The sequence below is a fragment of the Deinococcus koreensis genome, assembly GCF_002901445.1.
Lineage (GTDB): Bacteria > Deinococcota > Deinococci > Deinococcales > Deinococcaceae > Deinococcus > Deinococcus koreensis.
This window is the reverse complement of record NZ_PPPD01000001.1, coordinates 307329-326486: the sequence shown is the minus strand read 5'-3', so window position 1 is coordinate 326486 and position 19158 is coordinate 307329. Positions and strand designations below refer to the sequence as shown.

The following is a 19158-nucleotide window of genomic DNA, read 5'->3' as shown; positions in this document are numbered from 1 at the left end:
TTAGTTGGCGTTCCGGGTACAATCGGCTCATCTTCTTGAGGAGGCATCACCTATGGACTACGCAAAAGACGTGCTCGTGAATACCGACTGGGTGGAGCAGAACCTGAACACGCCCGGCATCCGCCTGATCGAGGTCGACGAGGATATCCTGCTCTACGACACCGGCCACGCCCCCGGCGCCGTGAAAATCGACTGGCAGCAGGACTTCTGGCACCCGGTCGAGCGCGACTTCATCGGCCCCGATCAGGTCAGCGCCCTGCTGGGCCGGCTGGGGATCAGGGACACCGATACCATCGTGCTGTACGGCGACAAGAGCAACTGGTGGGCCGCCTACGCCTACTGGTTCCTGTCATACAGCGGCGTGAAGAACCTCAAGCTGATGAACGGTGGCCGCCAGAAGTGGCTCGCCGAGGGCCGCCCGACCACCACCGACGCCCCCAGCCACGCCCCCACCCAGTACCCCGCGCTGACCCGCGACGAGTCCCTGCGCGCCTACCGCGACGAGGTCAGGGCCCACCTGCAGAGCGTCCAGGCCGGCCAGGGCGCCCTGGTGGACGTCCGCAGCCCCGACGAATTCAGCGGCAAGGTCACCCACATGCCCAGCTACCCGCAGGAAGGCGTGCTGCGCGGCGGGCACATCCCCGGCGCCCGCTCGATCCCCTGGGCGCGGGCCACCAACGAGGACGGCACCTTCAAGTCGGCCGACGAACTGAGCGCCCTGTACGGCGGCGAGGGCGTCACGCCCGACAAGGACGTCATCGCGTACTGCCGGATCGCGGAGCGCAGCAGCCACAGCTGGTTCGTGCTGCGCGAACTGCTGGGCTACCCGAACGTCCGCAACTACGACGGCTCCTGGACGGAGTGGGGCAACGCCGTGGGCATGCCCATCGAGAAGAGCTACAGCGAAGACTGAAATACCTCAGATCCGCCGAGTGGGACGGGGCTTCCGGGCTCCGTCCTCCTCTTTTGTCCCAAGATCCAGCGCTCTGCGGAGATGGCTGATCCACGGCTTCAAGGTGCCGGGGCTTAGGTTGGTCGTCGAGGATGCGTCGGGTTCTGGAGTCTGGCTGAGGCCATCTGCCGACGGTCATATGGACGGTCGGGAACGGCTGATCCGAGTCATCCAGACCTGAAGTTACAGGGCCGGACGTCCCCGTCTCCAGAAAGGCGGAAGCCGACGATCTCCGCATCACGTTCGCCGGGACACCTCCGCCCTGCTCAGTTCATCAGTTTCGCGCTGCTGGGCACCATGCCGAGCAGCAGTTCCAGGCGGTCGAGCAGGGTCGGAGCGCGCAGCACCTCTTCACGCTGGGCGCCGTCCAGGGGGAGCACGTTGGCGGCAAAACTCGCCAGCAGCAGGGGGTCGTCCGGGGCGGCCTGCCTTAGCTCCTGGGCGTCTTCGGGGCGCAGCCGCAGCACCGAGGACAGGAGGTGCCGGGCGCTGGCCTGGGCCGCTTCCTCGCCCAGCGGATCGCGCTCCAGAGGCCACAGCCGCACGTCGGCGCTGAGGTAGGGGTGATCGGTATGGAATTCTTCGACCTCGAAGCGCTCGCCGCCGACCACCACGATGGTGCTGGTGCCGTCGTCGTGCAGCTGGGCCTGATGCAGGTGGGCCAGGGTGCCCACGCGCGACACCCGCTCCTGAAAGGGCCGGTCAGAGGTCTGTGACGCCGCCAGCACGCGCACGATCCCGAAGGGCTCGCCGCTGGACTGAACGTCACGCAGCAGGGCGCGGTAGCGTTCCTCGAACACGTAGAGGGGAAGCGCCACGGCGGGAAACAGCACGAGGTTGGGGAGGGGGAAGAGGGGCAGGGCCATCCTGTGTGTCATGGTGGGCTTCTTCACCTCCGGGGACTTGCGTAAAAGGTACAGAACAATGCCCTTCAGGCTTACTCTTTCCGTGTCTCCTGGGGCTTTTTCCGGCGTGGACGCCTGGGCACTGGCGCTGGGGGGGCGTTCCACGCCTGCAGCTCCTGTGTCGTGGCGCCCAGAGCGCTCAGCACGGTGCTGTCCTGGGGGCTCAGGGCCGCGCTGGCCAGCAGGTCGGGCCGCCGCTGCCGGGTGCGCTCCAGGGCCTGGGCACGTCGCCACGCCGCCACGGCCGCGTGGTTCCCGCCGCGCAGCACCTCGGGCACGCCCAGACCGCGCCACTCGGGCGGGCGGGTGTATTCGGGGTAGTCCAGCAGCCCCGAACTGAAGGAGTCGGCCCGGTGCGAATCCGGGTCGCCGATCACGCCGGGAACGAGCCGGGCGACCGCCTCCAGCACGCAGGCCGCCGCCGCCTCCCCGCCCATCATCACGAAGTCGCCGATGCTCAGCTCGCGCGTGACCAGGCCCTCCACGCGGGCGTCGAAGCCCTCGTAGCGGCCGCACAGGAACGCCAGGTGGCTGCGGGTGGCCAGTTCCTCGGCCACGGCCTGAGTGAAAGGCGCTCCGGCGGGCGTGAGCAGGATCACCTCGTCCGCCGGGGGCAGGCTCGCCAGGGCGCGCTCGGCCACGTCGACCCGGATCACCATGCCCGCACCCCCACCGTAGGGGGCGTCGTCGACCTTCAGGTGCTTGTTGCCCGAAAAGTCGCGCATGTTCACCAGGCGCACGTCGATCAGCCCACGCTCCCGCGCCTTGCCCACGATGGCCTCGGCTGCGAAGGGGGCCAGCAGTTCAGGAAAGAGGGTCAGGAAGGAAAAGGTCAGCATCGGGCGGGCTCAGGCGTCGTCCTTCGCCGTGTCGTTTGTCGCAGTGCCGTCGGCCGCGTCCCCTCCGGCGTCACCCAGCAGGCCCTCGGGAGCGTCGGCGCGCAGGGTCAGCGAGGCCGGGCGGCGTTTCGGGTTCAGGTCGACCAGCACGTAGGGGGCCTGGAGGGGCACGAAGGACTCGCCCTCCGGGTGCCGGACGACCAGCAGATCCTGGCGCCCGGCCTCCTGCACGTCGGTGACCTCGCCCAGCACGCTGCCCGCTTCATCCAGCAGCTGCAGGCCGCGCAGTTCGTGGTAGTAGTACACGCCGTCCTCGGGGGGCGGCAGCTCGGCGTCGGCGGCGTAGACCGGCAGGCCGCGCAGTTCCTCGGCCGCCTCGCGGGTGCTGATGCCGGCCAGCGAGAGGGCCACGCCGGGCGCCAGGGGATCGGCCTTGACCACGCGCAGCCAGCCCCGACCCTCCACGAAGACCCGGGGCAGCCCGCGGAACTGGCCGGGGTCGCCCAGCACGTAGACCTTGACCGCGCCCTGAACGCCGTGCGGCCCCAGCAGATGCCCCAGCCGGGTGCGCTCCTCCGGACTCGTCACGGCCTATGTCCTGCGCCGCTCACGCTTTGCGGGGGGCGTCCAGATCCACGTTCACGCGCTCGCGCGGATCGCTCGCGGCGCGCACCAGCGTGCGGATGGCCTGGATCACGCGGCCCTGCCGGCCGATCAGGCGCCCTTCCTCGCCGGGCGCCACCCGCACGATGACCGTCGGCCCCCGGCGGGAGACCCGCACCAGCGGCGGTTGATCGACCACGCTCTGGGCCAGGAACAGGGTGAGTTCGACGGGATCGCTTTTCATGCCCGCATTCTAGGGTCAGGGGCCGGGCGCATGTCGGGGTCGCTCCGCGCCGGGGACGGTGGCCACGGAAAAGCCCCATGAAAAAAGGCTCCCGGAGGAGCCCCAGATTTCGGGCGGAAGCGCTCAGGCGACCTTGACGCCCTGGCTCTTGAGCAGCCGCTTGGCGGTCGCGGTGGGCTGGGCGCCCTGCGCGATCCAGTGGGCCGCGCGCTCGGCGTTGACCTTGAGGTAGGTCTCGGTGGTCTTGCGGGGGTCGTAGTGACCCAGGTTCTCGATGTAGCCACCATCGCGGGGACGGCGGGCGTCGGCCACGACGATGCGGTAGTGGGGGTTATGGGTGGAACCGAAACGGGACAGGCGGATTTTGACCATTAGAAGAACCTCGGTGTGGGTGGGTCTGAGGGTGGGGCTCCCGCCTAGGTCGCGGGGAGTATGCGCCCGTCAGCAGCCAACCGGGGCGCGCACCGCAGAAGAGTATCAGGGCCGGGGGGAGGGGTGCAAGCGGGAGGAGGGCTCTCAGAACCCCGGGGCCACGATCTCCGAGCCGCGCCGGAGCTGAAAGGCCATGTTCAGCGGCCCGAAGATCTGACTGCCCCCCACCGTGCCCAGCGGCGTGCCGCGCGACACCCGGTCACCCACACTGACCAGCGGGTCGCGCAGGCCCATGTAGGCGGTGACGGAACCGCCGTGATCCACCAGCACCACGTAGCCCAGCGAGGCATACAGACTGACCGTCCAGACGTTGCCCGGCAGCGCGGCGACCGCCTGGGACGATTCGTTGCCCTGCAGGATCACCCACGGGGCGCCGTTCGTGCCGTAAGGCGCACTCACCCGGCCCCCCGGCAGCGGGAAGCCCAGCGGGCCGCTCAGGGGCGGCAGGGGGGCGAGCTGGACATCGGCCTGATCCTGCTCGGCCTGTACCTGCTGCTGCCGGGCACGCAGGGCTTCCTGCTCGCGCTGCACCTGCTGTTCGCGCTCGCGCTGCGCGGCCTCCTGGGCCGCCTGACGGGCCGCAGTCTCACGCTGCACGGCCAGCTGCCGCTGCCGCTCCTGCTGGGCGCGCAGCCGGGCCAGCCGGAGGGCCTCCAGCCGGGCGCGTTCCTGGGCCTCGCGCAGGCGGCGCTGCTCCTCCTCGCGGCGGCGGCGTTCCTCGGCCAGTCGGCGCTGGCGTTCGGCCTCCAGGCGGGCACGCTCGGCCACGACCTGCCCGACCAGCTGGTCGATGGTGTTCACCGTGAGGGCGCGCTCGGCCTGCTGCTGGGCCGCCAGGGTGCGCTGGCCCTGTTCGCTGCGGCGCAGCTGGGCCAGCAGGGCGGCCTGCTGCTGCCTCCTCTCGCGCAGCCGGGCCAGGGCGGCGGCGCGCTGGGCCTGGGACTCCTTCAGGCTCCTGGCCTGACTGGCCTGGAGGGCCTGCTGGCTCGCCAGATTCTGCACCTCCAGGCGCAGGGTCTCGATGATCTGGACGTTGTACTGCCCGGCCAGGTTGGCGTACTTCACGCGGATCAGCAGATCCGAAAGGCTGCGCGACTGCGAGAGCAGCTGCAGGTAGCGCCCGGAGCGGTCGCGGTACTGGGTGTTCAGGATCTCCCGCACGTCGCCGCGCAGCCGATCCACCCGGGTCTGCGTGACGTTCAGGCGCGAGGTGGTGTCGGCCAGCACCCGCTCGGCCAGCGACACGCGGGTGGTCAGGGTCACGACCTCCTGTTCCACCTGTCCCACGCCGGCCGCCAGCGTTTCCAGCCGGGCCAGCGTCTGCTTTTGCTGCGCGCTGAGGTTCTGGATGTTCTCGCGCAGGCGGCTCAGCTGCTGCGCCTGCTGGGTGCTGAGCTGCTTCTGCTCCTGCAGGTCGCGCTGGAGCTGCTGCAGCCGCTCGCTGGTGGTCTGCGCGGCGGCCACCGTCAGCAGGGTGATCAGCAGCCAGCCGGTGGCCAGCCGCCGCGCCCTCCCCCCGGCTCCGGTCATTCCAGCTCCTGCAGGTAGCGCCGGGTGGCGAAGATACTGCCCAGCAGGCCGATCAGCACGCCCAGCAGCCCCACGCCGCCCAGCACCGGCAGCAGCGTCTGGCGGTCCGTGACCACCGGGAAGACCGGGGCCAGCTCATGCACCCGCCGCACCAGTTCCAGGTAGGTGGGGGTCAGCAGGGCCAGCGCGATCACGGCCGCGACCACGCCCACCAGCAGGCCCTCGATCACGTGGGGCATGCGGATAAAGGAGCGGGTCGCGCCCAGCAGCCGCATCACGCTGATCTCGCTGCGCCGCGAGTACATGGCGACCCGCACCGCGTTCAGGATGTTGAACAGGGTGCCCAGCAGCAGCAGTCCCACCAGCGCGTAGCCCACGCCGCGCACGGCGGTCAGGGTCTTCACCGTGGGATCGACGTAACCGGCGCCGTACTCCACGTCCTCCACGCCGGGCAGGCCCTTCACGGCCGCCGCCACCGTGCGCGAGTCCCCGACCCGCGCCACGCGCATCCGCAGGGTGTCGGGGAAGGGGTTGCCCACCAGCGCCGCCGCGTCGCGGGTGTAGGGCGAGTCCTGGGTCATCTCCCGCAAGACCTGATCGCTGGTCACCAGAGTGGCCTCGCTCACCTGCGGCAGCGCCTGCACGTATTTCAGCAGGCCCGCGTCGTCGGCATCCGCGCTCAGGAAGGCCGCGACCTCGACCTGAGACTCCAGCTGCTCCAGCGTGCGGTTCACGTTCAGCGTGAGCAGCAGCACGAAGCCCAGCATCAGCAGGGTCAGGGTCATGGTGGTCAGGGTCGCCAGCGTGGCCGTGAAGTTCCCCCGCATGGCGAGCAGGGCCTCGCGCAGATGGTAGGTCACAGGGCGCCCCCGGCGCCGCAGAAGGCAGAAGGCAGATGGCAGATGGCAAAAAGAGGCCTGGCCTTCTGCCATCTGCCTTCTGCCATCCGCAGCGCGCGAGGCGCGCTCACAGCGCGTACCCCCCGTACGGGTCGTCGCGCACCAGGCGGCCCTTGCGCAGGGTGAGGGTGCGGTGGCGGTAGGTCTCCACGAGGTCGCGGGCGTGGGTGGCGACCACCACGGTCGTGCCGCGCAGGTTCACGTTCTGCAGCACCTTCAAGACCTCGCGGCTGTTGTCCGGGTCGAGGTTGCCGGTGGGCTCGTCGGCCAGCAGCAGGGGCGGGTCGGAGACGATGGCCCGCGCGATCGCCACGCGCTGCTGCTCGCCCTGCGAGAGCTGCAGCGGCAGGGCGTACTTCTTGTGCTCCAGACCCACGGTTCGCAGCGCCAGGGTCACGCGCTGGGCCCACTCGCGCTGGGCCACGCCGGTCACGCGCAGGGTGAAGGCCACGTTGTCGAAGGCGTTCAGGTGCGGCAGCAGCAGGTTTTCCTGAAACACCGTGCCCATGCGGCGGCGCAGCAGCGCGGTGCGCCGGCCCCGGTAGCGGGTCAGCGACTCGCCGGCCACCCGCACCTCGCCCTTACTGGGCAGGGCGCGCTTGAGCACCAGATTCATGAAACTGCTCTTGCCCGCGCCGGAATGCCCGACCAGATAGGCGAATTCCCCCTTGCCAATATGCAGGTTGAGGTCGTCCAGGGCCAGGGTGCGGGTCACGGGATACTCCAGGGACACGTGCCGGAATTCGATCACGCGGGCCACCGTCTGAGCAGTGGGCGCGGTGTAGTCAGGGATTGGATCATGCTCGTGGCCCAGCATAGCCCAGCCCCCCCACTGAACCATGAAGACTGTGCCGACCTGGGGCCCGGCGTTCTCATCCGCCCTGTCATACCGCCCCCATTCCCGCTCACGTGGCGGCTTTATCCTGACCGGGTGAACGGGAAACGTCTGACCTTAGTCCTGACCGTCGCGGCGGCCACCGCCGCTGTCGCCTACGCCCAGCTCGGGGCCTATACCCAGACCCAGCTGAGCGCCACCCCCACCGGCAAGACCCTGCTGGAAGTCATCGGGGATCTGAACCGCTACTACCTGCACCCGGTCGATCAGGAGAAACTGCTGCGCGGCGCGATTAACGGCGCCATCGGCAGCCTGGACGACGAATTCACCTATTACAGCCAGCCCGAGGACACCGCCATCGACGCCGAGAACCTGAACGGCGAGTTCTTCGGGATCGGGGTGCAGCTGCTCGCCGCCAACGCCGACGGCACGGGCGGCAAGGTGGACAACGTGTTCCGGGGCGGCTCGGCCTCGGCGGCCGGCGTACAGATCGGCGACGTGTTCGTGAAGATCGGCGATCAGGACGTGATCGGCAAGAAGCTCAACGAGATCGTGCGGCTGGTGCGCGGCGCCAAGGGCACCACCGTGAATATCACCTTCGCCCGCGACGGTAAGCCCTACGCCGTGAAGATGCAGCGTCAGCCGGTCACCATCGTGTCCGTGGAAACGACCGTGCTGCCGGGCAACATCGGCTATATCGGGCTGAACACCTTCTACAACGAGAAGGTCAGCCAGCAGTTCAACGCCGCCGTGGCCGACATGAAGAAGAAGGGCGTGCAGAAGCTGATCCTGGACATGCGTGACAACGGCGGCGGCCTGCTCAACGCCGGGGTGGACGTGGCCGATCAGTTCCTGCAGCAGGGCCCGATCGTCAGCCTGCGCGACCGCAGCGGCAAGAGGGAGGTCTACGGCGTGGCCAAGGCGGCGGCCAGCGACTACACCGGCAAGCTGGTCGTGCTGCTCAACAAGAACTCCGCCAGCGCCAGCGAGGTCGTGGCCGGCGCCCTGCAGGACAACGCCCGCGCCCAGATCGTGGGCGAGCAGAGCTTCGGCAAGGGCGTGGCGCAGATTCCCATCGACAACCTGCCCGACGGCGGCAAGGTCGCCATCGTGAACTCTGCCTGGCTGACCCCGAAGAATCGCGAGATCCACAAGAAGGGCATCACGCCCGACGTGAAGGTCGCCGACACGCGCTACACCGTGCCGCTGAACTTCACGGGCGGCGGCCTGAAGGCCGGCGAGAAGGTCACCCTGACCGTGGCCGGCAAGCCCGTGACCGTGACCGCCGACAAGGAGGGCAAGTTCACCTACGCCGCCGAGGCCAAGCGCCCCAGCCGCAGCGCCGCCCAGGGTGAGGCCGTGCTCGACGTGAACGGCGACGCCATCCTGAAGAAGGGGCTGGAGCTGCTGAAGTAACGCTGGACGACCGACCCGCACAGAGCGCGCGCTTCCCACGGAACCGGGGAGGCGCGCGCTTTGCCGTGCGTTTCGGGTGCGTCCTTACAGCGCGGCGATCACGGCGTCCGTGAATTCCTTGGTGCCGGCCGTGCCGCCCAGGTCTCGGGTGCGCGGGCCTTCAGTGAGCACCCTGTTCACGGCGGCGTCGATGCGCCCGGCGGTGGCGTGGTCGCCCAGGTGGTCGAGCATCAGCACGGCGGCCAGGATGGAGGCGGTGGGGTTGGCGACGCCCTGCCCGGCGATGTCCGGGGCGCTGCCGTGCACCGATTCGAAGATGCCGAACTTGTCGCCCACGTTGCCACTGGCGGCGATGCCCAGCCCGCCCACCAGCCCGGCGGCCAGGTCGCTCAGGATGTCGCCGAACATGTTGGTCATGACCAGCACGTCGAACTGACGGGGGTTGCGCACCAGCTGCATGGCGGCGTTGTCCACGATCATGGTGGAGGTGTTGAGCCCTTCCACGGTCTTACAGTGATCGAGGATGGTGTTCAGGAACAGCCCCTGCGTCACGGGGAGCACGTTGGCCTTGTGCACCACGGTCAGGCGCTTGCTGCGCTTCATGGCGAGGTCGGCGGCGAACTTGCCGATACGGTCGCTGGCGTCCTTCGTGATTACCGTGTCGGCGATCGCCACATCGCCGTAGCGGCGTTCCTGCTCCACGTACAGGCCCTGGGTGTTCTCGCGCACGATCACCAGATCCACGTTCTCGTAGGCGCCGGGCACCGGGCGGGTCTTGGTGGGGCGCACGTTGGCGTACAGGGCATATTTCTGACGCAGGTGGCGGATCGCGCCGGAGAAGCCGGCCGGCTTGATGCCGGTGGGGCTGGTGGCCGCGCCGAACAGCGTGGCGTGGGTGTTCTCCACGGCGTCGTAGGTGGCCTGGGGCACCGAGGTGCCGTGATCCAGGAAGTATTCATAGCCGGCCTCGGCGTGGACATACTCGGCGTCGAAGCCGGCGGCGTCCAGCACGCGGCGGGTGGCGGGGATGACCTCGTGCCCGATGCCGTCTCCCTCGATCAAACAGATGCGGTAGTTCGCCATATCTGGAACAGTGTAGTTCAGCCGTGCGTGGGCGCGGGCCCGGCTGCAGGGGACGCCCCGTCACCGGCAACGTGACGCCCGATGTCCCCGGCCAGCCCGCGCGCCAGCAGCGGGCCCAGCAGGAAGCCCTGGCTGCCCAGCCCGCTCAGGCGCCACACGCCGCCCTCGCTCCGCCCACAGCTCAGGCCCGAGAGCCGCGAGCCCGTCCAGCGCCCGGTGACCTGCACGCCCCAGGGGTCGGCCAGCGCCTCGCCCTTGCCCAGCAGCCAGCCCAGCGAGGCCAGCGGCAGGGCCGGGGGCTGCCAGCTCTGCGCCGGGGCCTCGAAGGTGGCGCCCAGCACGCCGCCCGTGGCCGACGGGGCCAGATACGCCCCGAAACTCAGCGGCACCCCCGTCACCGCCCGATCCAGCTGGAGCAGCGTGCCCATGCGGTGGGTGGCGCGCTCGCCCGCCCAGGTCGAACCCACCGAGCCGCCGCAGAAGACGACCGCGTCGGCGTCCAGCAGGTCTCCGCCCTCGAGCGTGACGGTGCGGGCGTCCCAGCGCTGGGCCCGCGCCTGAACCACCCTCGCCCCGGACGCCGCGATCAGGCCGACCACGAAGGCCGCGCCGTCCAGCCAGCCGCCCTGGGGCAGAAAGAGCGCCGCGTGCCAGCCGGGCGCCAGGGACACCGGCGCCTCCTCTGGGCTGAGCCAGTGCGCCTCCAGGCCGTCCGGCCGGTGGCGGTCGAATTTCCGGCGCGTGGCCTCGTCGGGCACCGGTCGCAGGACGCCGCCGCGTCCGTGTGGAACGTGGATTCCTCGCTGGCCCAGCTCCTCGATCAGCGCCCAGGTCAGCGCCAGGCCCTGTAGGGCCCCCTCCGGTACCCGGCCCGCCTGCCCGCGCACCGGGTTGATCAGCGCCGAGGGCACGTGGCTGGCCGGCGCCACCCCGGCGTCGACCACCGTGACCGCCCGCCCCGCCCGCCCCAGGAAGTACGCGACCGAGGCGCCCGCAACCCCGCCGCCGATCACGATGACGTGGGGTTTCATGTCGGCCGCACGGCCCGCAGGCATTCGCGCTTGCCCGGTGCCCCCGGTCGCCGCTCGACCTGCAGCCCGGCCGCCGTCAGGGCGCGGCGCACATGCCCCGCCGCGCTGTAGGTGCCCAGCACGCCGCCCGGCGCCAGGGCACCGGCCAGCCGCGCCGTGAACTCGGGCGTCCAGACCTCCGGGTTGCGGGTAGGGGAGAAGCCGTCCAGATACACCGCCGAGGCCCACTGGCGCGGCAGCTCGCTGGTCAGCACGTCCGCGAAGTGGAGGGTCAGGTCGACGCCCTCGGCCTGGACGCGCAGGGGCGTGTGCGGATCGGCCCTCTCCGGCCACGCCGTCAGCAGCGCCTCCCAGGCCTGGTGCCCGGCCCCCTCGCCCCCGGCCGCCACCTCGCCCAGCACGTCCAGCGGGGCGGGGTCGAACTCGTACGCCAGGTAGTCGAGCGCCACGCCCCGCCGGGCCGCGTCGGCGAGCGTGGCGCGGAAGTTCACGCCGAGGCCGAAGCCGATCTCCAGCACGTGCGGGTGGGGGTGTTCGTGGGTGCCGGTGCCCTCCAGAAAGACGTGCCGGGCCTGGGTGGCGGCGCCGTGCCGGGAGCCGTAGGCCTCGCCATAACGGGGGCTGAGCGCGGTGCGCGAGCCGTCGGGCGTGGTCAGGATGGTGGCGCAGAGGTCTTCCACAGGCCCCGAGCATAGTGAACTGGGGGCACGGACGTGTCCCGTCAGCCCTGCTACCCTGGGCGGCGATGAGCGAGTCTGTCGCCCCCGTGATCCGTCCCCGGCTGGTGCTGGGCATCGACACCTCCTGCGACGATACCGGGGTGGGCGTGGTCGAGCTGGCCCCGGACGGCTCGGTGCGGGTGCGGTCCAACCGCATCTGGTCGCAGACGGTGCATGCCCAGTACGGCGGCGTGATGCCCGAGCTGGCGAGCCGCGAGCACGTGGAGCGCATCGCGCAGATCGCCGCCGAGGCGCTGGACGAGGCCGGCCACACGCTGGGCGACCTGGACGCCGTGGCGGCCACCTCCGGCCCCGGACTGGTCGGCGCGCTGCTGGTGGGCCTGATGTACGGCAAGGGGGTGGCGCAGGCCCTGGACGTGCCCTTCTACGCCGCGCACCACCTGGAGGGGCACATCTTCGCGGCGGCCTCGGAGGCCGAGCTGCGCGCCCCCTACCTGGCGCTGGTGGTCTCGGGCGGCCACACCCACCTCTTCGATGTGCCCCGGAGCGGCGAGTACGTGCTGGTCGGCGCCACGAAGGACGACGCGGCGGGCGAGGCCTTCGACAAGGTCGCCCGACTGGCGGGCCTGGGCTATCCCGGTGGCCCGGCCATCAGCGAGGCGGCGACGCGCGGTGACCCGGACGCGGTGGCCTTCAAGGTGCCGCTGCAGGGCCAGAAGGGCTTCGACTTCAGCTTCAGCGGCTTGAAAACCGCCGCCCTGCTGGCCCACCGCGCCGGTGCCGCGCCCGAGGATCTGGCCGCCAGCTTCCAGCAGATGGCCGTGCGAACCCTGGTGAACACGACCCTGCGCGCCGCCGAGGCCACCGGGCGCGCGACGGTCGTGGTCTCCGGTGGAGTGGCTGCGAACGCCGCCCTGCGCGCCGCCTTCCAGGCCACGGGACTGCGCGTGGTGTTTCCCGGCAGGGGGCTGAACACCGACAACGGCGCCATGATCGCCCTGGCGGGCGCGGCGGCCCTGCACGAGGGGCGCGCCGCCAGTTCACTCAGCGAGGGCGCCGTGGCCTACGCGCCGCTCGCCACCGCCTGAGCGGAGGGGGCTCGAAGGGACTCCCACCCCTTCCCGTCTGCTTGGGATTCCTTCCGATCAACAGCACTCGTAGAGCTGCGGATCAGGGCGGGAGACCCATTGGATTGAAGGGCGATGGACGAACACCCGGAGCCGTGCCGAGTGTTCGTGAACCTGGTGGAATCCGTCAGGCGAGGTGGCCCTGCCACCACCGGGCCAGACCATCCGGCAACCAGCCATGAGTCGGAGGGCCGCGGACCGGGAACCCCGGCGCGACCCTCCGACTCCTGCCTTCTTCAGGCGCTTTTCGACTTCTGCAGGCGCTCCCGAGCATCCTGGGCCAGCTGGCGGCGCAGGATCTTCATGGCGGCCGTCTTGGGCAGTTCGTCGCGGAATTCGACCGAGCGCGGCACCTTGTAGGGGCTGAGTTCGGTGCGGCAGTGGGCCATGAGTTCCTTGTCGCTGACCTGCTGGCCGGGCTTGAGGGCCACAACCGCGTGCACGCTCTCGCCCCGGTACTCGTCGGGAACGCCCACGGCGGCGGCTTCCAGCACGGCGGGGTGCATCATCAGCACTTCCTCGACCTCGCGCGGGTAGATGTTGAAGCCGCCGGCGATGATGAGGTCTTTCTTGCGGTCGACGATCCGGAAGAAGCCGCCCTCGTCCATCACGGCCATGTCGCCGGTCTTCAGCCAGGTCAGCCCGTGGGCCTGGGCCAGGGTCTGGGCCGTCTCGTCGGGGCGGCCCCAGTAGCCCTTCATGACCATCGGCCCGGCCACCCACAGCTCGCCCACCTCGCCGGGCGCCACGGTCTGCCCCTGCTCGTCGACCACGATGGCGTCCACGCCGGGCATGGGCAGGCCGATGCTGCCGACCTTCTGCTCACCGAAGATCGGGTTGGTGTGGGTGATCGGGCTGGCCTCGGTCAGGCCGTAGCCCTCGACCAGATTCGCGCCGTGGGTGATCTCGCGGAAGCGGCGGGCGGTCTCCAGCAGCAGGGGCGCGCTCCCGCTGATACAGGCGCGGATCGAGGTGAGGTTGTGTCTGGGCGTGTCCGGATGGTTGTTGATGGCGTTGTACAGCGTCGGGACGCCGGGGAACAGCGTGGCGCCGCTGCGGCTGATCTCGCCCAGCACCATCTTGATGTCGCGGGGATTGGGCACCAGCGCGATGGTCGCCCCGATCAGGACGCTCAGGTTCATGGCGACCGTCATGCCGTAGACGTGGAAGAAGGGAATGGCCGCCAGCGTGACCTCCTGGCCGCCGCGCAGATCGGTCATCCAGGCCCGGGCCTGCTCGCAGTTGGCGACCAGGTTGCGGTGGGTGAGCATGGCACCCTTGGGCACGCCGGTGGTGCCGCCGGTGTACTGCAGCAGGGCCACGTCGTCCGGGCTGACCGTGGCGTCCGGTGCGGCCGGCGCCTGCGAGCGCAGCACGGCCCGCAGCGGCAGGGTCTGGCCCTCGATCTTCACCTGCACCCAGCGGCCCTCGCGGCGGGCCTTGACCGGGTACAGCACGTTCTTGGGAAAGGGCAGCGCGTCCTGAATCCCCGTGACCAGCACGCGCCTGACCGGCACGGAGTCGCGGATCTGCTCGTAGCGCGGATAAAAGGCGTCGAGCATGATCAGCGTCTCACTGCCCGAGTCGGCCAGCTGGTGCTGCAGCTCGTGCGGGGTGTACATCGGACTGGTGTTCACCACGGTCGCGCCGGCCATCAGGGCGCCGTAGAAGCTGACCACGAACTGGGGGCAGTTGGGCAGCATGATGGACACCCGGTCGCCGGGCTGCACACCCATCTTCCGCAGCGCGTTGGCCAACCGCCGGGCGTCGTCGAGCAGGGCGCGATAGGTGGTCGTGGCGCCAAGGAAGCTCAGCGCCACCCGCTCCGGATACTGGGCAGCCGCCTCCTCGAGCAGCTGGGGCAGGGTGCGCCCACTGGGGCTGAAGTCGTGTGGCACACCACGCTCGTAGTGCTGGAGCCAGGGTCGGGGAAGGGGCGGCTGAGTCATGGCTCTCCTCTTGGGGCGGCCGGCGGCGCGGCCGGTCAGAACGGCAGGGGGCAGCAGGGTGAGCAGACGCTCGGGGACGGAACAGGGGTGAGGTTCGGAACGGATTGAACCTGGTACGAAAATGAACCCGGTATAAGTTCATCATAAGGATAAAGACACCAGTCTGCGAGACCGGTTCACCCAGAGGGTGACATCTCTCGCCTTTCAGGATCGTGACCGGGCCGGGGCTCAAGACCGCGTCCGGCTGCCGGGCGAGCGTGCCGGATCAGGCCGGCCCAAACGAGACCGACCCCGGCGAGACCGGCCCACACGACATTGGCTCAGACGAGACCGGGCCATACGCGACCGGGCCAATCGCGACCGGGCGAGCGGAGGGCCACGAGATCATGGCACTTCAGCACGGCGCACCGGAGATCGCCACATGGAAGCTCGGCCCACCAGGGAGGCGTGATCAGGGTGGGGAGCCCGGTGCCTGCGTCCGTCCTGCTAGCCTTCGCCCATGCGTTACCGCACCTTCGGCGAAGCCGACTACGCCGCCCTGCAGGCCCTGGATCTGCGCCTCCAGCGCGCCGCCGACCCGGCCTACGACACCCTTCCGGAGCGCGAGCGGGAGGGCCGGCTGCACACCAGCCCGGCCGCCCTGAAGTTCTACGAGCGCAGCGAACACTCCTTCGTGGCCGACCAGGGGGGAACGCTGCAGGGCTTCGTGCTGGCCCAGGCGGTCTGGCAGGGCGACCGTCCCACGGTGCTGATCCGCACGCTCAGCCAGACCCCGGACGCCCCGGCCGGCACGCCGGAGGGTCTGTTCCAGGCGGTGATCAAGAGCGCCTACGACACGGCCGTCTACGAGGTGCATTTTCCCGTGAGCCCGGCGCTGCACGCCGTCGCCCAGGCTGAGGGCACCCGGGTGCTGGGGGCCTACGGGGTGTGCCACCTGGGCAGCCGCACCCAGACCGCCCCCGGCAGCCGCCTGGGAGAGCTGCCGGATAAGGGGTAAAGCGTGAAGAAGAGACCCGGCTCTGGGACGCTGCCCGGCTTGCATCCTCCGGGGAGCCCGCCATAATGGGCGGCATGACGAGTTCCGCCACCCGCGTGCTGCTGGGCGTGCGCGGCATGACCAGGGAGGCTGGCCCCAGGGTCGCGGCCGTCCTGACCAGCCTCGACGGTGTTCAGCGCGCTATTCCCGACGACGGCCAGATCGAGGTCTACTACGACGCCACCCAGCTTACCGTGATGGATCTCGTGCGGGCCGTCCGGGCCCAGGGCTTCCTGGCCGGAATGCTCTAGGCGTGGCTCTGGGCTATGTGGGAATCCTGACCGTGCGGCTGGAGATGCCGTGGGTCAGCAACCTGAAGGAGAAACGTGCGCTGGTGCGGCCGGTGGTCGAGCGTCTGAAAGCCCGCTACCCCCTGACCGTGGCCCGCCTGGACGGCCTGGACGCCCATGACTGGGAGGTCATCGGGGTCGCCACCCTCAGCAACGATTACGGCTGGGTCGAGGAAACCCTGAGGATGGCCGCCGATTACATCGCCCGCGAGGGGCCGTACCGGGTCGCCAGTGAGCACACCGAGATCACCGTGCTGGGCGGCAGCGAGGATGAGGACGACCAGGACTGAGACGGCTTCTGTTCATATCCGTCACGCCTGGGAGCGCGCCAGGTGTACTTCCACTTCCCGGAACCCATCGGGGGTCGCCCTCGCCCCGCTCGGAAGATGTCCGTTTCATACCGGGCATCTTCGAGATCGGTATCAGGCCACGTCGCTCTGATCCGGAGTGGGGCGATCTGAAGTTCCACGGTGAGTGGAGCGGCAGTCTGGCCCACGGGCGTCCCCCTTTCGCTCCGGCCCCTCCACTGGCCGGGCCTGAACGACGAATTCACGGTTCCCAAGCAACAGAGCAGGCGGCGCCCCGTGAATGAGGCGCCGCCTGACTTCATTCCCGCCTACCTGTTCAGCGCCGTTTTCAGGGTCTGGAAGCCCTCGGGGCGGCCGAGTGTCCGCCAGTTCAGGACGTTGGGGCCGCTCAGCTCGGCCACGCGGTCGGCGGCGCAGTCGTACTTGGCGTTGGTCTTGCGCATGATCGGCCACACCACGGCAGCGGCCCGGCCCGCCACGTCGCGGCGCGCCACCGGCCCGAACAGCCGTGAGTCCTCCGACCCGCTCTGGGTGCGGTTGTCGCCCATCACGAAATACCTGCCCGGCGGCACGGTGATCTCGGCCTGGTCGGGCATCACGCCGGCCTGGTTGGAGGTGGCCTGGGTTGCCAGCGGGCTCTGCGAGTCCCAGCAGCCCTGCTCGCGCCAGAAATCGGTCGTCCACGAGGAATCGAGCTTCACTCCGTTGACGAAGACCTCGCCGGCCTCGATCCGGATCCGGTCGCCCGGCAGCCCGATCAGCCGCTTGATCAGGAAGGGCCGGTAGGTGTACAGGCCCAGCGCACTCTTGTTCAGGTTGGCGATCTTGGCGGAGGCCTCACGCGGGGGCTTGAAGATCAGGATGTCGCCCCGGCTGAATTCACCCACCCCGGCCTTGTGCAGCCAGGTCTCGTATTTGGGCACGAACACGCGCTCGCGGTCTCGCAGGTTGGGCATCATACTCACGCCGTCCACGCCGACCAGTGTCGCGACGAACTGGGTGATCACGACCGCGAACACTATGGGTTCAAGGAGTTCCTTCCAGAGTTTCTGCAAGGTCGTGGGAGCGGGCTTGTTGAGTCTCGTCATGCAACGCGCAGGATAGCGGATCGTGCCATTCGCCATTGATCGCTGGGATGGGCATGATGGGGGTCAGAACGGCGCGGCGCGCCCGGCGGGGGAGGTCGGCGCCCGCGGTGGCCCTGGCCCCCTGGGGCGCTCAGCCGGACGGCGTGCCGGGGCTCAGGGCCGGGGGCTCCACGCCCATCAGGCCCAGCGCCCGCAGCTGGGGCAGTTCGCTCAGGGTGGCGTCGATGCCCGCCTGCACGGCCTGAGCCCGGCGGTGGAAACTCATCAGGTCGAGGTCGCCCAGCACCGGGCGCAGCAGCACGTCGGGCCGGTAGAGGCTCAGGCGGGCGTCGGTGAGCTGGGCCTGCATGACCTCCACCGCGCGGCGCAGGGCCTGCACCGGCCCCAGGCTGGTGCCCCGCCGCCACAGCAGCACCCGGCGCTCGTGCAGTTCCAGGGCGCCGGGCGCCGTGACATCCACCGCGACCACCCGCTTGGCGCCCAGGAACAGCGCGGCGTCCACCGGCAGCTGGTTGAGGATGCCGCCGTCGGCCAGCAGCATGTCGCGCAGGGGCACCGGCTCCAGGGCGCCCGGATAGGCGGTGGTGGCGCGCAGGGCCGTATACAGGTCGCCGCGCGAGAGGTAGACCGCCCGGCCGGTCAGCATGTCGGTGGCCGTGACTGCCAGGGGAATGGGCAGTTCCTCGAAGGTGGGCGGCAGGTGCTGGGCGAGCCAGGCCTCCAGTGCCGACACCCGCAGCAGGCTGCCGCCCGGCCGCCAGTCCAGCAGCCGCCGCCACGACACCTGCGCGGCGAGCCGTTCGAGGTCGTCGCCCCGGTAGCCGGCCGCAATGAAGGCGCCGATCAGGGCGCCCATGCTGGTGCCCGCCACCACGCCCGGGCGCAGATGGGCGTCTTCCAGCACCTTCCAGACCCCGATATGGGCCAGCCCGCGCGCCCCCCCGCCACCCAGCACCAGGCCAAATCCCGCCCTCTCCGTGCCTGTCATGGAACCAGTGTAGTGGCCCCTTGCACCCGGTTCAGAGCGGGGGAGGAGGGGCCAGGGCCCCCCATCGCCAACTGTATGTTGAGGTTCATTTGCAGCAGATGAGCTAGCCGGGATCGCCGCTGGTGGGATAGGTTGGGGGAGTGCCGCTCGCAGGACAGGTGGTGGGAGACGGGATCCGGCTGGTTCGTCCGGTCGGACGCGGTTCTCACAGCCTCGTGTATTTCGCCGTGACCCGTGAGGGTCAGCCCTGCGCCGTGAAAATTTTTCCACCCCACCTGTCCAGTTTCGCCGACCGCGAATACGAGCACGCCAACAACCTGCACCACCCCCGACTGGGCCGGATGCTGGGCCGCGCCCAGGTGAACGACCAGCCCGCCCTGATCGCCACCCTGGCCCGCGGCGAGGTGCTCTTCCAGCGCTACGCCCAGCGCCCCGCCGCGCACCACGACCGCCGCGCCTTCCTGCTCACCATGGCCCACCTGCTCGACGCGCTGGGCTACATGCACGGGCAGGGGCTGGTGCACCGCGACATCAAACCCGAGAACATCATCGTGGAGAGCGACGGCAGCGCCAAACTGGTGGATTTCGACCTGTCCGGCCCGGCCCAGGAGACCTTCGACGCCCCCACCCGCTTCGGCACCGCCGCCTTCCAGAGCCCCGAAGCGGCGCGCGGTGACCCGCTGGGCCCCGCCAGCGACCTCTACGGCGTGGGCGTCCTGCTGGGCTGGGGCATCTACGGCGCCCTGCCCGAACCCGGCGAGACGCTGGGCGGCAGCACCGATCCCCTGTCCACCCTGCACCTCGCCCTCACCCGCCCCGACCCGGGCGACCGCCCAGAGAGTGCCCTCCAGGCCAGGAAGGAACTCCTGCGCCTGACCGGCCTCCCGTACTGAGCGGCTTCCGTTTCCCGGCAGTCGGGACGC

Annotated in this window: 21 protein-coding genes; 7 read left to right on the top strand and 14 right to left on the bottom strand. The window is 70.1% G+C overall.

Annotated features, from left to right (window positions below):
- Positions 1-52 precede the first annotated feature (52 nt).
- Positions 53-913: a sulfurtransferase gene (locus tag CVO96_RS01510; protein ID WP_103309542.1), complete on the top strand. Its 861-nt coding sequence runs from the start codon at positions 53-55 to the stop codon at positions 911-913.
- A 305-nt stretch (positions 914-1218) separates the two neighbouring features.
- Here the strand turns inward: CVO96_RS01510 and CVO96_RS01505 are convergent, their stop codons facing one another.
- From CVO96_RS01505 to ftsE, 8 genes are all read right to left on the bottom strand, one after another.
- The gene (locus CVO96_RS01505) at positions 1219-1830 is read right to left on the bottom strand and encodes an LON peptidase substrate-binding domain-containing protein (RefSeq protein ID WP_243398115.1); all 612 of its coding nucleotides are present in this window, start codon (positions 1828-1830) and stop codon (positions 1219-1221) included.
- Positions 1831-1889: 59 nt separating this feature from the next.
- Complete coding sequence (gene trmD / locus CVO96_RS01500) at positions 1890-2696, bottom strand: tRNA (guanosine(37)-N1)-methyltransferase TrmD (protein ID WP_103309537.1); 807 nt, start codon at positions 2694-2696, stop codon at positions 1890-1892.
- 9 nt (positions 2697-2705) lie between these two features.
- Positions 2706-3284 (bottom strand): ribosome maturation factor RimM, encoded by a 579-nt coding sequence (gene rimM / locus CVO96_RS01495; RefSeq protein ID WP_103309535.1) that lies wholly within the window; start codon positions 3282-3284, stop codon positions 2706-2708.
- 19 nt (positions 3285-3303) lie between these two features.
- The gene (locus CVO96_RS01490) at positions 3304-3543 is read right to left on the bottom strand and encodes a KH domain-containing protein (protein ID WP_103309533.1); all 240 of its coding nucleotides are present in this window, start codon (positions 3541-3543) and stop codon (positions 3304-3306) included.
- Between the two features lie 123 nt (positions 3544-3666).
- Positions 3667-3915 (bottom strand): 30S ribosomal protein S16, encoded by a 249-nt coding sequence (gene rpsP / locus CVO96_RS01485; protein WP_103309531.1) that lies wholly within the window; start codon positions 3913-3915, stop codon positions 3667-3669.
- Positions 3916-4059: 144 nt separating this feature from the next.
- A complete protein-coding gene (locus CVO96_RS01480) occupies positions 4060-5505 on the bottom strand; it encodes a murein hydrolase activator EnvC family protein (RefSeq protein WP_103309528.1) in 1446 nt (481 codons plus the stop codon).
- A complete protein-coding gene (locus CVO96_RS01475) occupies positions 5502-6365 on the bottom strand; it encodes a cell division protein FtsX (RefSeq protein WP_207795270.1) in 864 nt (287 codons plus the stop codon). Before CVO96_RS01475 ends, CVO96_RS01480 begins: the two co-directional genes overlap by 4 nt.
- Positions 6366-6471: 106 nt before the next feature.
- Positions 6472-7155, bottom strand: coding sequence for a cell division ATP-binding protein FtsE (ftsE, locus tag CVO96_RS01470; RefSeq protein WP_243398425.1), 684 nt, complete (start codon positions 7153-7155; stop codon positions 6472-6474).
- Positions 7156-7335: 180 nt separating this feature from the next.
- Here ftsE and CVO96_RS01465 point away from each other — a divergent pair, with 180 nt between their 5' ends.
- Positions 7336-8655, top strand: coding sequence for a S41 family peptidase (locus CVO96_RS01465; RefSeq protein ID WP_243398114.1), 1320 nt, complete (start codon positions 7336-7338; stop codon positions 8653-8655).
- Between the two features lie 84 nt (positions 8656-8739).
- Here CVO96_RS01465 and CVO96_RS01460 read toward each other — a convergent pair whose 3' ends face one another.
- Genes CVO96_RS01460 through mnmC2 form a run of 3 tightly spaced genes read right to left on the bottom strand, consistent with a single transcriptional unit; the run spans position 8740 to position 11449 of the window.
- On the bottom strand, positions 8740-9738 hold the full coding sequence (locus CVO96_RS01460) for an isocitrate/isopropylmalate dehydrogenase family protein (RefSeq protein WP_103309524.1): 999 nt from the start codon (positions 9736-9738) through the stop codon (positions 8740-8742).
- 17 nt (positions 9739-9755) lie between these two features.
- A complete protein-coding gene (locus CVO96_RS01455; protein ID WP_243398113.1) occupies positions 9756-10769 on the bottom strand; it encodes an NAD(P)/FAD-dependent oxidoreductase in 1014 nt (337 codons plus the stop codon).
- Positions 10766-11449: a tRNA (5-methylaminomethyl-2-thiouridine)(34)-methyltransferase MnmC2 gene (mnmC2, locus tag CVO96_RS01450; protein WP_103309519.1), complete on the bottom strand. Its 684-nt coding sequence runs from the start codon at positions 11447-11449 to the stop codon at positions 10766-10768. The genes CVO96_RS01455 and mnmC2 overlap by 4 nt, the downstream gene beginning before the upstream one ends.
- A gap of 65 nt (positions 11450-11514) precedes the next feature.
- Here mnmC2 and tsaD point away from each other — a divergent pair, with 65 nt between their 5' ends.
- Positions 11515-12537, top strand: a complete 1023-nt coding sequence (tsaD, locus tag CVO96_RS01445; RefSeq protein WP_103309516.1) for a tRNA (adenosine(37)-N6)-threonylcarbamoyltransferase complex transferase subunit TsaD — start codon at positions 11515-11517, stop codon at positions 12535-12537.
- Between the two features lie 275 nt (positions 12538-12812).
- Here tsaD and CVO96_RS01440 read toward each other — a convergent pair whose 3' ends face one another.
- On the bottom strand, positions 12813-14525 hold the full coding sequence (locus CVO96_RS01440; RefSeq protein ID WP_103309513.1) for a long-chain-fatty-acid--CoA ligase: 1713 nt from the start codon (positions 14523-14525) through the stop codon (positions 12813-12815).
- A gap of 499 nt (positions 14526-15024) precedes the next feature.
- On the opposite strand from CVO96_RS01440, the gene CVO96_RS01435 reads away from it, so the two are divergent.
- From CVO96_RS01435 to CVO96_RS01425, 3 genes are all read left to right on the top strand, one after another.
- Entirely contained in the window at positions 15025-15522 is a 498-nt protein-coding gene (locus CVO96_RS01435) for a DUF1999 domain-containing protein (RefSeq protein WP_103309510.1), read from the top strand.
- 65 nt (positions 15523-15587) lie between these two features.
- Positions 15588-15812 (top strand): heavy-metal-associated domain-containing protein, encoded by a 225-nt coding sequence (locus tag CVO96_RS01430; protein ID WP_103309508.1) that lies wholly within the window; start codon positions 15588-15590, stop codon positions 15810-15812.
- A gap of 2 nt (positions 15813-15814) precedes the next feature.
- A complete protein-coding gene (locus CVO96_RS01425; RefSeq protein ID WP_103309506.1) occupies positions 15815-16141 on the top strand; it encodes a DUF503 domain-containing protein in 327 nt (108 codons plus the stop codon).
- 326 nt (positions 16142-16467) lie between these two features.
- Here CVO96_RS01425 and lepB read toward each other — a convergent pair whose 3' ends face one another.
- Positions 16468-17247, bottom strand: coding sequence for a signal peptidase I (lepB, locus tag CVO96_RS01420; RefSeq protein ID WP_165795168.1), 780 nt, complete (start codon positions 17245-17247; stop codon positions 16468-16470).
- A gap of 130 nt (positions 17248-17377) precedes the next feature.
- Positions 17378-18235 carry a patatin-like phospholipase family protein gene (locus tag CVO96_RS01415; protein ID WP_103309504.1) on the bottom strand — a complete coding sequence of 286 codons (858 nt, stop codon included), beginning with the start codon at positions 18233-18235 and terminating at the stop codon, positions 17378-17380.
- A gap of 140 nt (positions 18236-18375) precedes the next feature.
- On the opposite strand from CVO96_RS01415, the gene CVO96_RS01410 reads away from it, so the two are divergent.
- Entirely contained in the window at positions 18376-19128 is a 753-nt protein-coding gene (locus tag CVO96_RS01410; protein WP_103309502.1) for a serine/threonine-protein kinase, read from the top strand.
- Positions 19129-19158: the final 30 nt, after the last annotated feature.

Coding starts and splice junctions, on each gene's coding strand:
- CVO96_RS01510 (WP_103309542.1), top strand. CDS start 53: ATGGACTACGCAAAAGACGTGCTCGTGAATACCGACTGGGTGGAGCAG.
- CVO96_RS01505 (WP_243398115.1), bottom strand. CDS start 1,830: ATGACACACAGGATGGCCCTGCCCCTCTTCCCCCTCCCCAACCTCGTG.
- trmD (WP_103309537.1), bottom strand. CDS start 2,696: ATGCTGACCTTTTCCTTCCTGACCCTCTTTCCTGAACTGCTGGCCCCC.
- CVO96_RS01490 (WP_103309533.1), bottom strand. CDS start 3,543: ATGAAAAGCGATCCCGTCGAACTCACCCTGTTCCTGGCCCAGAGCGTG.
- rpsP (WP_103309531.1), bottom strand. CDS start 3,915: ATGGTCAAAATCCGCCTGTCCCGTTTCGGTTCCACCCATAACCCCCAC.
- CVO96_RS01480 (WP_103309528.1), bottom strand. CDS start 5,505: ATGACCGGAGCCGGGGGGAGGGCGCGGCGGCTGGCCACCGGCTGGCTG.
- CVO96_RS01460 (WP_103309524.1), bottom strand. CDS start 9,738: ATGGCGAACTACCGCATCTGTTTGATCGAGGGAGACGGCATCGGGCAC.
- CVO96_RS01455 (WP_243398113.1), bottom strand. CDS start 10,769: ATGAAACCCCACGTCATCGTGATCGGCGGCGGGGTTGCGGGCGCCTCG.
- tsaD (WP_103309516.1), top strand. CDS start 11,515: ATGAGCGAGTCTGTCGCCCCCGTGATCCGTCCCCGGCTGGTGCTGGGC.
- CVO96_RS01440 (WP_103309513.1), bottom strand. CDS start 14,525: ATGACTCAGCCGCCCCTTCCCCGACCCTGGCTCCAGCACTACGAGCGT.
- CVO96_RS01435 (WP_103309510.1), top strand. CDS start 15,025: ATGCGTTACCGCACCTTCGGCGAAGCCGACTACGCCGCCCTGCAGGCC.
- CVO96_RS01430 (WP_103309508.1), top strand. CDS start 15,588: ATGGGCGGCATGACGAGTTCCGCCACCCGCGTGCTGCTGGGCGTGCGC.
- lepB (WP_165795168.1), bottom strand. CDS start 17,247: ATGACGAGACTCAACAAGCCCGCTCCCACGACCTTGCAGAAACTCTGG.
- CVO96_RS01415 (WP_103309504.1), bottom strand. CDS start 18,235: ATGACAGGCACGGAGAGGGCGGGATTTGGCCTGGTGCTGGGTGGCGGG.